The sequence below is a fragment of the Blastococcus sp. CT_GayMR20 genome (assembly GCF_004570345.1).
This window is the reverse complement of the sequence record NZ_SPQM01000035.1, coordinates 26,653-38,533: the sequence shown is the minus strand read 5'-3', so window position 1 is coordinate 38,533 and position 11,881 is coordinate 26,653. Positions and strand designations below refer to the sequence as shown.

The 11,881-nt window shown below is 72.9% G+C and carries 16 protein-coding genes; 8 read left to right on the top strand and 8 right to left on the bottom strand.

Annotated elements, in window-relative coordinates; all coding sequences use genetic code 11:
• From E4P40_RS10705 to E4P40_RS10690, 4 genes are all read left to right on the top strand, one after another.
• The coding region (locus E4P40_RS10705) for a glycosyltransferase (RefSeq protein WP_135158621.1) at positions 1 to 743 on the top strand (743 nt) is incomplete at its 5' end.
• Positions 740 to 1,054: a hypothetical protein gene (locus E4P40_RS10700; protein WP_135158620.1), complete on the top strand. Its 315-nt coding sequence runs from the start codon at positions 740 to 742 to the stop codon at positions 1,052 to 1,054. The genes E4P40_RS10705 and E4P40_RS10700, both read left to right, overlap by 4 nt.
• On the top strand, positions 1,051 to 2,211 hold the full coding sequence (gene glf / locus E4P40_RS10695) for a UDP-galactopyranose mutase (protein WP_135158619.1): 1,161 nt from the start codon (positions 1,051 to 1,053) through the stop codon (positions 2,209 to 2,211). The genes E4P40_RS10700 and glf overlap by 4 nt, the downstream gene beginning before the upstream one ends.
• 102 nt (positions 2,212 to 2,313) lie before the next feature.
• Entirely contained in the window at positions 2,314 to 3,864 is a 1,551-nt protein-coding gene (locus E4P40_RS10690) for an LCP family protein (RefSeq protein WP_135158618.1), read from the top strand.
• Between the two features lie 17 nt (positions 3,865 to 3,881).
• Here E4P40_RS10690 and E4P40_RS10685 read toward each other — a convergent pair whose 3' ends face one another.
• Positions 3,882 to 4,538 (bottom strand): response regulator transcription factor, encoded by a 657-nt coding sequence (locus tag E4P40_RS10685; protein ID WP_245160253.1) that lies wholly within the window; start codon positions 4,536 to 4,538, stop codon positions 3,882 to 3,884.
• Between the two features lie 19 nt (positions 4,539 to 4,557).
• Positions 4,558 to 5,976, bottom strand: a complete 1,419-nt coding sequence (locus E4P40_RS10680; protein ID WP_135158617.1) for a histidine kinase — start codon at positions 5,974 to 5,976, stop codon at positions 4,558 to 4,560.
• Positions 5,977 to 6,132: 156 nt separating this feature from the next.
• Between E4P40_RS10680 and E4P40_RS10675 the strand changes: the two genes are divergently transcribed.
• Positions 6,133 to 6,759, top strand: coding sequence for a hypothetical protein (locus E4P40_RS10675; protein ID WP_135158616.1), 627 nt, complete (start codon positions 6,133 to 6,135; stop codon positions 6,757 to 6,759).
• A gap of 3 nt (positions 6,760 to 6,762) precedes the next feature.
• On the opposite strand, the gene E4P40_RS10670 is transcribed toward E4P40_RS10675, so the two are convergent.
• From E4P40_RS10670 to E4P40_RS10660, 3 genes are read right to left on the bottom strand one after another with little or no spacing between them, the layout of a single operon-like run.
• Positions 6,763 to 7,146 (bottom strand): VOC family protein, encoded by a 384-nt coding sequence (locus E4P40_RS10670; protein WP_135158615.1) that lies wholly within the window; start codon positions 7,144 to 7,146, stop codon positions 6,763 to 6,765.
• 12 nt (positions 7,147 to 7,158) lie between these two features.
• Entirely contained in the window at positions 7,159 to 7,434 is a 276-nt protein-coding gene (locus E4P40_RS10665) for a metalloregulator ArsR/SmtB family transcription factor (protein WP_135158614.1), read from the bottom strand.
• A 41-nt stretch (positions 7,435 to 7,475) separates the two neighbouring features.
• Positions 7,476 to 8,369, bottom strand: coding sequence for a DNA/RNA non-specific endonuclease (locus E4P40_RS10660; RefSeq protein WP_135158613.1), 894 nt, complete (start codon positions 8,367 to 8,369; stop codon positions 7,476 to 7,478).
• A 123-nt stretch (positions 8,370 to 8,492) separates the two neighbouring features.
• On the opposite strand from E4P40_RS10660, the gene E4P40_RS10655 reads away from it, so the two are divergent.
• Both E4P40_RS10655 and E4P40_RS10650 read left to right on the top strand, forming a co-directional pair.
• Positions 8,493 to 8,987 (top strand): GNAT family N-acetyltransferase, encoded by a 495-nt coding sequence (locus tag E4P40_RS10655; protein WP_245160252.1) that lies wholly within the window; start codon positions 8,493 to 8,495, stop codon positions 8,985 to 8,987.
• A gap of 21 nt (positions 8,988 to 9,008) precedes the next feature.
• Positions 9,009 to 9,215 carry a hypothetical protein gene (locus E4P40_RS10650; protein WP_135158611.1) on the top strand — a complete coding sequence of 69 codons (207 nt, stop codon included), beginning with the start codon at positions 9,009 to 9,011 and terminating at the stop codon, positions 9,213 to 9,215.
• 4 nt (positions 9,216 to 9,219) lie between these two features.
• Here E4P40_RS10650 and E4P40_RS10645 read toward each other — a convergent pair whose 3' ends face one another.
• Positions 9,220 to 10,617, bottom strand: a complete 1,398-nt coding sequence (locus tag E4P40_RS10645; protein WP_135158610.1) for a hypothetical protein — start codon at positions 10,615 to 10,617, stop codon at positions 9,220 to 9,222.
• A 1-nt stretch (position 10,618) separates the two neighbouring features.
• Complete coding sequence (locus E4P40_RS10640; protein WP_135158609.1) at positions 10,619 to 11,131, bottom strand: SigE family RNA polymerase sigma factor; 513 nt, start codon at positions 11,129 to 11,131, stop codon at positions 10,619 to 10,621.
• A gap of 148 nt (positions 11,132 to 11,279) precedes the next feature.
• Between E4P40_RS10640 and E4P40_RS10635 the strand changes: the two genes are divergently transcribed.
• Entirely contained in the window at positions 11,280 to 11,480 is a 201-nt protein-coding gene (locus tag E4P40_RS10635) for a hypothetical protein (RefSeq protein ID WP_135158608.1), read from the top strand.
• 3 nt (positions 11,481 to 11,483) lie between these two features.
• On the opposite strand, the gene E4P40_RS10630 is transcribed toward E4P40_RS10635, so the two are convergent.
• Positions 11,484 to 11,858 carry a DUF1801 domain-containing protein gene (locus E4P40_RS10630; protein WP_135158607.1) on the bottom strand — a complete coding sequence of 125 codons (375 nt, stop codon included), beginning with the start codon at positions 11,856 to 11,858 and terminating at the stop codon, positions 11,484 to 11,486.
• Between the last annotated feature and the right edge of the window lie 23 nt (positions 11,859 to 11,881).

Here is an 11,881-nt window from a genome sequence, read left to right as displayed (position 1 = left end):
CCTTCCTCCGGGCGCCTGAGGGCCTCCGGCTGCGACAGCGGCGCGCGCTGGCCGAGGCGGACGTCGTCTTCGCCGGCGGGCGCTCGCTGCACCGGTCCGTGCGGTCCCACCGGAACGGGGAGGTCCACCTCTTCCCCAGCGGCGTGGAGACGGCCCACTACGCGAGGTCACGGAAGCTGCGCGACCGGGGCCGTCGGCGGAAGGTGGCGGGTTACGTAGGCGTCCTCGACGAGCGGTTGGACCTCGGGCTGCTGGAAGGACTCGCCTCGGCGCTCCCGGACTGGACGATCCGGGTCGTCGGCCCGGTGGCGAAGATCGACCCTGCCACCCTCCCCCATGCGCCGAATCTCGAGTACCCGGGCATGGTCACCTACGACGAGCTGCCGGCCGTGATGGCCGGGTTCGACGTGGCCCTGATGCCTTTCGCGCTCAACGAGGCCACCAGGGCGATCAGTCCCACGAAGACCCTCGAGTACCTCGCCGCGGGCCTTCCGGTCGTGTCCACCCGGGTGCCCGACGTCGTGGCCGACTACGACGGCGTGGTCCACCTGGCGGACGACGCCGCCGGCTTCGCCGCCGCCTGCCGCCACGTCCTCGGCCACTCCCGCGCGGAGCGGGACCGGCGGCTCCGGCCGATAGCCCGGCGGCACGAGTGGGACGTCATCGCCAGGGAGATGGCCGCCCTGATCGAGGCAGGCACCACCGGATCGGTCGCCTCGTCGGGTATCGGGACCCCCGCATGACCGCTGCCGACGGCCCTCCGGCACCCCCGGCTCTGCCGGAGGATCTGGAACGGGCCCACGGATACGGCGTGGACGCGGCCCTGGCCGGCTTGCAGGACCCGGCCCTCGGCCGGCTCAGGCTGACCGGCCCCGGTGTCCTGCAACTGGCCGAGGCCGCAGTCACCTCCGCCACGCCGTTCCTGAGGGCGCCGCTGCTGGGGCGCATCTCCGCGGCCATGCTGCTGCATCCCCCGACCGGGGACGGCGAGGAGCGCTGCCCGACCTGCCGCACCGAGGCGCCCTGCCCCACCGCCCGGACGCTGCGCTCATGACCGCGCGGTGGGGCGACCCCGACCTGATCGTCGTGGGATCCGGCCTCTACGGGCTGACGGTCGCCGAGACGATCAGCCGCACGATGGGCAGACGCGTGCTGGTGCTCGAGCGGCGCAGCCACCTCGGCGGCAACGCCTGGTCGGAACGGGAGCCCACCACGGGCATCGAGGTCCACCGGTACGGCGCGCACCTGTTCCACACCTCGAACCGGCGGGTGTGGGAGTACGTCAACCGGTTCACCGATTTCACCGGTTACCAGCACCGGGTGTTCACGGTCTTCAAGGACCGCGTCTACCCCATGCCGATCAACCTGGCCACGATCTGCGAGTACTTCGGCCGCCACCTGTCACCGGAGGACGCCCGCGCGCTGGTGCGCGAGCAGTCCGCCGAGGTCGCTGGCGCGCAGGCCGCGAACCTGGAGGAGAAGGCGATCTCGCTCATCGGGCGGCCCCTCTACGAGGCCTTCGTCCGGGGCTACACCGCGAAGCAGTGGCAGGTGGACCCGCGCGAGCTCAGCGCGGACGTCATCACCCGGCTGCCCGTGCGGTACACCTTCGACAACCGCTACTTCACCGACACCTACGAGGGGCTGCCGGTCGACGGTTATGCCCACTGGCTGACGCGGATGGCGGAGTCGGACCTGATCGACGTGCGACTGGACACCGACTTCTTCGAGGTGCGCGAGGACCTGCCGGCCGGCGTGCCGGTGGTCTTCACCGGGCCGCTCGACCGCTATTTCGACCACTGCGAGGGGCCGTTGTCGTGGCGGCCGCTCGACTTCGACCAGGAGGTCCTGCCGATCGGTGACTTCCAGGGCACGCCGGTGATGAACTACGCCGACGAGGACGTGCCGTGGACCCGCATCCACGAGTTCCGGCACTTCCATCCCGAACGGGATCACCCGTCCGACCGGACGGTGATCCTCCGCGAGTACTCCCGCAGTGCCGGTGTCGGCGACGAGCCCTACTACCCGGTGAACGCCGCCGGCGACCGGGAGCGGCTGACCCGTTACCGGGAGCTGGCTCGAGCGGAACGCGGTGTCTGGTTCGGCGGCCGGCTCGGCACGTACAAGTACCTCGACATGCACATGGCGATCGCCTCGGCGCTCACCCTCGTGGAGAACGAACTGGCTCCCGTGCTGGGCGACCGGCACTGACGGGAGGGGTCACGATGCGGGGATCCGTCCAGCGAACGCCCAGGAATCGGAACGGTGCGATCATGGTCCGATGACCTGGCGGCCCCACGCGGCGGACGGCGCGTGAGCGACGACGCGACGCAGCCCGTTCCCGTCCCTCCCCGGGTGCCCCCACCGGGTCGTCGCAGGGCATCGCGCGGCTTCGGCTCGGTACTCGGCCTGACCGCGCTCGGTGCGGTCGTCCCCGGCACGGCCTTCCTGGCGGCCGGCCGCCGCAAGCTCGGCGCCGTCACCCTCGTGGTCTTCCTCCTGCTGGTCGCCGGCGGCGTGTGGCTGGCCACCGGCGGACGTCGATCTGTCCTCCGGGCCTCGGTCGACACCGGCTGGCTGTTCTGGATCGTCGGCGGGATCGCCCTCGTCGCGCTGCTCTGGATCGTGGTGGTCGTCGCCGGGTACCGGATGCTGCTGCCGCCCCGGGTGTCGCGCGGCAGACATCTGCTGGGCGCCGTCGTCGTCGGCCTCCTCGTCCTGGCGATCGGCGCCCCGGCGTTCATGGTCGCCCGCGTCGCGGCCACCCAGCGCGACCTCATCGCCGGGGTCTTCTCCGACGACGGCGAGTCGGCGACCGTGGTCGACAGCCCAAACCCGTTCGGCTCGAAGGAGCGGGTCAACGTCCTGCTGCTCGGCGGGGACGGCGGCGAGGGACGCGAGGGCGTCCGCACCGACACGGTGATCGTGGCGAGCATCGACACCGAGTCCGGCGACACGACACTGGTCAGCCTCCCCCGCAACCTGGAGGACCTGCCGTTCCCGGCCGACAGCCCGTTGGCGGAGGTCTACCCCGACGGCTTCGAGGCCGGTGACGAGAGCGAGAGCCTGCTCAACGCCGTCTACCGGAACGGACCGGAGGCCTACCCCGACATCCTGGGCCCGACCGACAATCCCGGCGCGGACTTCCTCAAGCTCGGCGTCGGCGAGGCGCTCGGGCTGGACATCGACTACTACGTGCTGGTCAACCTCGACGGCTTCAGCCGGCTGGTCGACGCCCTCGGCGGCATCACGGTCAACGTCAACTACTACGTCCCGGTCGGTGGTGACCCGGGCACCGGTTCGCTGCCGGACGCCTACATCGCGCCCGGACCGGACCAGAAGCTGGACGGCGCGACCGCCCTCGCCTTCGCCCGTGGGCGGTTCGGGCTCACCGACTACGACCGCATGGCCCGCCAGCGGTGCGCGATCGACGCGATCATCGACGCCGCCGACCCGGTGACCCTGCTCCGGCAGTACCAGGAGCTCGCGGCGACGACGCAGGACATCGTGCGCACCGACATCCCGCGCTCGGCGCTCGACGACTTCGTGGACCTGGCGTTCATCGTCCAGGAGGCCGACGTGCGGAGCGTGGTCTTCGACGCCTCGGTGATCGACCCGGCGTACCCGGACTACGACCAGATGCGGCAGATCGTGCAGCAGGCGATCGACCCCGCGCCGGCGAGCGCACCACCGGCCGGGGAGAACGGGGGGACGGCGGAATCGCCCGCGCCCGGCACCACCGACCCCGCCGCCCCGGCGCCCGCCGCCGACCCGGCGACGGACGTCGGGGACGCCTGCGCCTACGACCCCGCGCAGGCCGAGGCGGCCCTGGCCCAGGGCGAGCCGGAGACGCGCGACGGCTGACCGCTACTGGGCGGCGATCAGCTGCCCGTGGCGCGCAGATAGGTGACCACGGCCGCCACCCGACGGTGGAGCCGCGGCTCCTCGGCGAGGCCGAGCTTCGCGAAGATGGCGCTCACGTGCTTCTCGATCGAGGACTCCGACAGGAACAGCGTCCCCGCGATCGCGGTGTTCGACATGCCCTGGGCCATGGCGCGCAGGACCTCGAGCTCCCGCTCCGTGAGGTCCGCGAGCCCCGAGGAGCGCTCGAGCCGGCGCCGGCCGACCAGGGCGTCCACCAGGACCGGGTCGATGACCGATCCGCCCCGGGCGGTCTCCCGCAGCGCGGACACGAGCTGGTCCCGGTCGCCGATCCGCTCCTTGAGCAGGTAGCCGAGGCCCTCGGCGCCGTGCTGGAGCAGGTCGAGCACGTACCCGGCATCGGCGTGCTGGGAGAGCACGACCACTCCCGTGCCGGGGTGCGACGAGCGGATTGCGTGCGCCGCTCGGATCCCCTCCGTCGAGTGGTCGGGAGGCATCCGGATGTCGGTGAGCACCGCGTCCGGGAAGAGCTCGTCGACAGCGCCCACCAGTTCGTTCGCGGTCGGGACGGCGGCCAGTACGGCGACCTCTCCCGTCGACTCCAGCAGTCGACGGACGCCCTCCCGGACGAGGTAGTTGTCCTCTGCGATCACCACCCGCAGTCCACCGGAGGCATCACCCACCGGCACGGCCCACCGCGGGCAGCAGCGCGCGGAGCGTCGTCCCCGTGCCAGGACGGCCGTCGACGTCCAGCGATCCGCCCGCGGCGGCGACGCGGTCGCGGAGCCCGAGAAGTCCCGTGCCGTCGACCGGCCGGTCGAAGCCCCGGCCGCTGTCGGCGACGGTGACCCGGAGCACGTCGTCGGTCGCGTCGAGCCTGACCCGTACTTCCGCGTCGCCGGCGTGCTTCAACGTGTTGGCCAGCCCCTCCAGGACCACGAAGTAGGCCGCACCCTCGACGGCGACCGGGAAACGTCGGCCTTCGACGCCGGGCGTGACCGCCAGCTGGGCCGGTACGGGCAGACGCCCCAGCGCGGAGCGGATGGCCTCGGCGAGGCCGTGGTCGGTGAGCGTCGCCGGGTAGACGCCGCGGGCCAGTTCCCGCAGCTCCCGGTGCACCGACCGGAGCTCGGCGGAGATGCCCTGCAGTTCCACGTCGAGTGCACCACCCCCGTCGACCCCCCCGCGGGCCAGCTCCACCCGAGTGAGAAGGGCGAGGATCCGCTGCTGGGCACCGTCGTGCAGGTCGCGTTCGATGCGCTGTCGCTCCGCGTCGGCCACCTCGGCGAGGCGCGCGCGGGACGCCTCGACGGCGGCCAGCCGATCGGCCTCCTCGGTGTGCCGCAGTAGGCCGACGAGGAAGGACACCGGCAGCGCCGCCCCTGCGGTGACGAACACAGCCGTCTGCGTGCCGGGGCCCAGTGCGTCCTCCGCCAGACCGGTGGTCAGCAGCCCGGCGGCCGTGAGCGCCGCGGTGCCGATCGGCCAGCGCATCTGGGCGCGGTCCTGCTCGGTGGCGGAGGCGTAGCGGGCGAGCAGCAGGACGACGCCGGCGACCGGCAGGAGCGCGATGGCCGCAACCCCGGCCGAGAACGGGCTCAGCGCCGGCACGTGCACGGGGTTGGGGTCGCCCTCCAGGCCCAGCACCGAGGGCGCCTCCCGACCGCCCAGGACGGCGAGCGCGGCCACGACCGTCGCCAGCACCGCGGCGCTCAGGACGAGCGGGCCGACGGCGCGCCAGGCGTGCCGGCCGGTCGGGTACCGGACCAGCAGGTCGAGCAGTGCGACGAAGCCCAGGGCGTAGAGGACGGCTGACGCCTCGGCGACCAGTACCGCCGCGACGCCGGACACGCGTGTGCCCAGCAGCGCCCCGCTGATCGCGGCGAGGTGGAGCACGCCGACCGCCAGCAGACCGTCGCCCACCGAATGGCCGGGCCGCAGGACCCGAGCCAGGACTCCCGCGGCGAAGAAGCTGAGGGGCAGGACGCCCGTGACGACCACATCCGTACCCGCCGGCAGGTACGAGGGCGAGAGCAGCAGGGCGAACGCGCAGCCAGCACCCACCACCGTCGCTGCCCGTGCCGGGGTCCCCACGGCGTCATTCTCGCTGTGGAACGGCTGCCGTCGACGGGATGGGCCCCCGCGTCCGTTGTGGCCGGCCACAGAGGATCGGGAGGTTGGCCGGGATCCCGGCGGACGGCGACGCGTCGAGGCTTCCGGGGATCGATCGTCCAGAGCCTGGAGGCCACCGTGTTCCGTCCCCGACCGTCCATCCTGATCACCGGCGGCGCCCTCGGGATCGCCGCGACGACTGCACTCGAGGTCGTGACCGGCCCCTACAGCCCCGACGTCCGGGCGTTCTGGCTCAACGGACCGGTGCACGTCGCGAAGGTGCTCGCCATCCTCGCGCTCGCCGCCGGACTGCTCCCGTGGGCCCGGTCGCTGGCTCGGGATGGACAGCGGGTGCCGGCGGTCGCGGCCGGCCTCCTCGCCGCCACCACCGTCGTCGGAGCCGGCCCGTACAGCGTGGTCGAGGCGACCCTGGACCGCGGGCTGACGCCGGCGGCCGCGAGCGCACGCCTGGACAGCATCTACGCCGACCAGGCCTGGGTGATCACGGCCTCGTCCGTGGCGTTGCCGGTGCTGCTCCTGGCCCTGGTCGTCTTCGCCGTCGTCGTCCTCGGTCGCCGGCTGCTGCCCCGGTGGGCGCCGCTCGCCAGCCTGGCGTCCGTTCCGGTCGCCGTCCTGGCCGGGATCCTGACCGAGGCCGGCTGGCCCCTGCCGCACCCTCCGGCGTGGCTGTTCCTCGGACTGGCGGCCTACGGAGCGGCGCTGGTCCGGGTTCCTGGCCCCGACCGGGTGCTCCTGCCCGCCTGACCGCTATTGCGCGGCGATCATGATGAGGTTGCCGCAGGTGTCGTCGAAGACCGCCGTGGTCACCGTCCCCATGTCGGCGGGCTCCTGGGTGAAGGTGACGCCGAGCCCCTTCAGCCGGTCGAACTCCGCGTGGACGTCGGCCACGGCGAACGAGGTCCACGGGATGCCGTCGGCGACGAGCGCCTCCTTGAACGGCCGGACCGCGGGGTGGTCGCCCGGCTCGAGCACGAGCTCGACGCCGTCCGGGTCCTCCGGCGAGACCACGGTCAGCCAGCTGTGCTCGCCCATCGGGACGTCGTTCTTCTTCACGAAGCCCAGCACGTCCGTGTAGAAGCGCAGCGCCTTCTGCTGGTCGTCGACGAGGACGCTGGCCAGGTTGATCCGCATGACGGGGTCCCTTCAGTCGCCGGCGGGAGGCCAGCGCTCGGTGATGGTCTTCAGTGGCGAGGTGTCCAGGTCGTGGAACTTGTAGCGACCCTCACGGCGGGTCCTGACCAGGCCGGCCGCCTCGAGGACGTCCAGGTGCTGGGAGACGGCCTGCCGTGACGAGGTGAGTCCGTGCCGGGTGATGAGCCGGCTGCACAGCTCGAACAGCGTCTGACCGCCCCGCTCCTGGAGCTCGTCCAGGAGGACGCGCCGGGTCGGGTCCGCGAGCGCCTTGAACACGTCGCCCATGCGCACACCATAGGCAAGTGAATACTTGCCTGACAAGAGGCTCAGTCCGTCAGGACGACGTCCTCGAGCGTGGCGAGCGCCTTCCAGCCGGTGGAGACCTGACCGGGCGGCGGCGCGACCCCGGTGACGGGGGCGCCGAGCCGGTCGACGAGGGCCAGCTGGTCGAGCACCACCCCGGTCAGGGCCGCGACATCGGCGATCGGCACCTGGAACGTGCGGAAGGGGCCCAGGGGTGGGACGTGCCCCGCGGCCGCCGCCTCGGCGATGGCGCCCTGCAGGTCGTCGACCATCGGGGACTGGTCGAGCAGATAGCCGGTCGCGGCCAGGGCGCCGTCCTGGAGGAAGGCGACGACCTTCCAGAAACGCAGCGGGACCCGGACCCCGCGGTAGGGCGGATCGGTCGGTTCGAGCACCGGGCCGGCGAGGACGACGAGCCTGCGGTCGAAGCCGGCCGCGTGCTCCTGCAGGTACTCCTCCAGGCCGAGCCACAGCTCCCGGCCCTGGTTGAACGTCGCGGCCTGCGGCGCGGCGTTGGTGAAGAAGAAGGTGTCGGCCTCGGCCTTGCCGGCTTCGTCCTTGGTCGCACCCCAGGTGGAGGACGCCCGCATGACGAGGTGACCCCGGTCGAGGTCGTTGTTGGCGTAGACCGGGGGCCCGGCCTGCAGCTCGGCGGCGAGCCGCGGATCGAACTTCCACCGGTCCGACCGGTCCACGGTCAGCAGCTTGCTGCCGTCGAGGTTCAGCGCGGTCAGGGCGGCGAAGCGCCGGTCGGGGCGCATCAGGACGCTGTAGTGCAGGTAGTGGAGCAGCATCGTCGGCAGGGTCGTCGCGAGCCCGGGCATCGGGACGTCGACGCCCAGGAACCCCGGGTCGAAGCCGCGCCGGCCCTCGAGCTCCGCGGCGGAGACGGTCGACTCGGCGAACAGGTCTGTCATGGCGGAAGGCTGATCCCTTCGACGCCGACACGCCAGACGGTCGTGCGCGCTGCGCCGGGGTCTCCCGAGGCCCGAGGACGGCGGCGCGGGAGGATGACCGCCGTGGGTGTCGAGGTCCGTCCCGTGTCCGAAGTCGACGCCGTACTCCGGCAGGCCCTGCTCGCCTGCTGGACCGAGGTGACGAACGCGGGCGGCGCCGTCGGTTTCGTGCCGCCGGTGACGCAGGCCGACGTCGCGCCGGTCCTGGACCGGCTGCTCGAGGGCGTGCGGTCGGGGCGCGACGTCCTCGCGCTGCTGACCGTGGACGGCGCTCCCGCCGGGTTCGCCTCACTGGCGGGTTTCTCCAGCCCGCTGCGCCGGCACTGGGCGACGGTGCTGCGCGTGCAGGTGCACCCAGCCCACCAGGGGCGGGGCCTCGGCACGGCGCTGATGCTCGGCGTGCACGACATCGCGCGGGCGCGCGGACTGGAGTTCCTCCACCTCGGGGCGCGCGGCGGCACCGGTGTCGACGCGTTCTACCGGGGTCTGGGCTACACCGAGGTCGGCCGGGTACCGGGCGCGATCCGCGTGGCGCCGGGCGACGACCGCGAGGAGATCCTGCTGGTCCACCGCCTCTGACCGGCTGGAAGGGTGGGACGCATGCCAGCCCCCTCCCCCGCATCCGGCGACCCGCGGCGCGAGCGCCTGATCGGGCTGCTCGTGCTCGGTGTCGCCGCCGTCCTCCTGGTCTCCTCGGTGACCTGGTTCGGCACCGGGCAGACCGTCGTCGGCCTGGGCCAGCTCGTGCTCGGCGTGGTCCTGGCCGGGGTGGGCGGCTTCCTCTACCGGCGGGCCACCCGCGGCTGACCGGTCACTCGCCCGGTTGCGTCACCGGCGCCTCGGCCACGAGCGCGCCGGATCCGTCGAAGATGCGCACGACGGACGGGGTCTGCGGCGGCAGGGCCCCGGCACCGGCCCCCGCGACGAGCGGCACCGTGGTGAGCGGCACGCCCTCGGCGTCGTAGATCTCTGCCCGCATGCCCGATCCCGGTCCGCTGACCGTGACGACCTCGGCGAGTTCCACGGCGAAGACGCGGTCGAGCAGGGCAGTCCCTGCAGGAGCGACCCCGGTCGCGGTCTGGCTCTGGTAGGTCGTCGCCATCGAGGGATTGCCGAGGTCGTCCGGGTAGACGACGACGAAGCCCATGGTGGCGCCGGAAGCGAATGTGGCGCCGACGAGCAGCGAGTTGGCCGGCAGGCCGTCGACCCGCCCCCCGGCGAGCAGCGTGAGGCCCAGTTCGTCGGGATGCGATCCGAAGGCGCTGACCAGATGGCGGACCGCCGTGCGCAACTGGAACTCGTCGACCGCGCCCCGGAGGCCTCGGGGGTCGGCCAGTCCGAGCAGGCCGGGGTCTTCTGCTGCGGCCGTCCGCTCGGTGAGCCGGGGGGAGATCCGTTCCCAGTCCTCACCCCCCGGGCCGATGCGGAGCTGCGTGCTGTTCTGCAGCCAGACCACCGGGAGATCGAGGCCGAGCCACCCCGCGCCGTCGTCAATGGGCACCTGTTCCCAGCGCTCGCGGATCTCGCCGGACGCCGTCACGACGTGGCCGGTCATCACCTCTGCGGCGTCGCCGGGGAAGGCGGCCACCACCAGAACGGCCTCACCACGCACGGGGTCGGGGATGTCCAGCAGGGCGAGCGGACCAGTCCGGGGTGCGTCGTCGAGCTCCGTCAGGGTCATCTCTTCCGGTTCGGCACCCGTGGGGCCGGTGAACCACGCCTGTACCACGCGGTCGTCCCGCAGACGGGCGACGACGAGTGCCACCCGGGCCCCGGGAACGTCACCGGCGAAGGCGGTCGCGCGGACGTCGATCGACTCCTCGGAAACCGGACTCGTCGACGATTCCTCGGCCGGATCGGCAGGCACCAGCTTGCGTGCGGCGATCCCGGCCAGCCACTCCTCGTCATCGGCGAGCGAACCGCGCGGAGGCTGCCCGTAGAGAGCGCGCTCGGCCCTGCCGGGGGTCTCCTCGGCGGGTTTCGCGGTCTCCGAGCGCTGGGCGTCGAGGGTCGACGCGATCACCGGGACGCCGATGAAGAGCAGCGCCACGGCCAGCCCTGCTGCGGCGAAACGGAGCTGGGTGCGCCGCTGCCGGCGGTGCCGTGCGCGGACCGCACGGACCAGGTCTGCGGGCGCGGGCGCCAGGTCGTCGGCGCGGACCCGGAGGTCGCGGAGGCGCCCTTCGAGGTCGGCATCGAACGGCGCCATGTCAGCTCTCCTCGGGAACGGTGATCAGGGCGGTGTCGCCCAGGACGGTGCGCAATCGGGCGAGCCCCCGCACGGTCTGGCTCTTCACGGTGGCCACCGAACAGCCCATGAGCTCGGCTGTGGCAGCCTCGCTGTGGTCCTCGGCATAACGCAGGACGAGCACCGTCCGCATGCGGGCGGGGAGTGTCGCCAGTGCGGCAGCCAGCCGCTCGCGCTCGGCCACCGCCTCGGTCGGGTCGGGACCGGGCGGGTCGTACGCCGGGAGCGAGACGATCTCCTGCGTCGACCGCAGGCGCCTCCAACTGGCCGCCGTGGTGACCAGGATCCGGCGGACGTAGGGGTACGGGTCGTCCCGGCTGATCCGACCCCATCTGCGGTACGCCTTGACCAGTGCGGTCTGCAGGAGGTCCTCGGCATGACCACGATCGCGGGTCAGCAGCACGCAGGTCCGCAGCAGGTCTGCGGACCTGGCGGCCACGAAATCCTCGAAGCCGGTCTCGTCGCGAGCTGCCATGGGGCACCCCCTCGTCACTCTCCATGACGCCCGAGGGCGGGGGCAACGAACGCCGCCGCAATCGGATCAGGCGGGTGCGGCGCTCGGATTGCGGGGCGTCGTGACGCGCACCACACTCCGGGCGACGGTGCGTGGAGACGGAGGAACGGTGAAGCTCGACAAGCAGGAGTTCGTGCGGATGCTCCGGACCCAGGGCGACAACGACACCGCGGACAAGGCCGAGCGCGACCTGGGCGACGAGATCGACACCGACCGGGACGGCGCCGCACTCGACGCGCTGGGCCTGGACCGCACCCAGCTGATGGCGAAGCTGGCCGCCGGGGGTTTCGGGGGCACGATCGCCCCCTGACCGTCAGCGGCTGCGCACCCGGGCTCCGACGTCGAGGGCGTGGTCGAGGAACTCGAGCACCATCTCCGGGTCGACGTCGCCCTCGTCGGCGAACTCCAGCGCGCGGACCCGGCGGCCCGACCCGGTCAGCCGGTGCTCGGGGTCGGGTAGCTCCGTGCCCCGCTCGAAGATCAGCTGGACGCGGTCGGCGAACGGGAAGACGGCGCAGACGAAGCCCGCGGCCGGGTCGTGGTAGTTGACCGAGTGCCACCCGGTCCGGACGCGCTCGACGAGCGGCGGGTGCCCGTCCAGGAGGGTCCGGCGCAGCAGCCGGGCGATGCCGGCCACCGCGTCGGAGTGGTCGGCCAGCAGCGACTCCACCTCTGCGGTGCTCGTCATGGCGGCACCATCGCAGGTCCTGC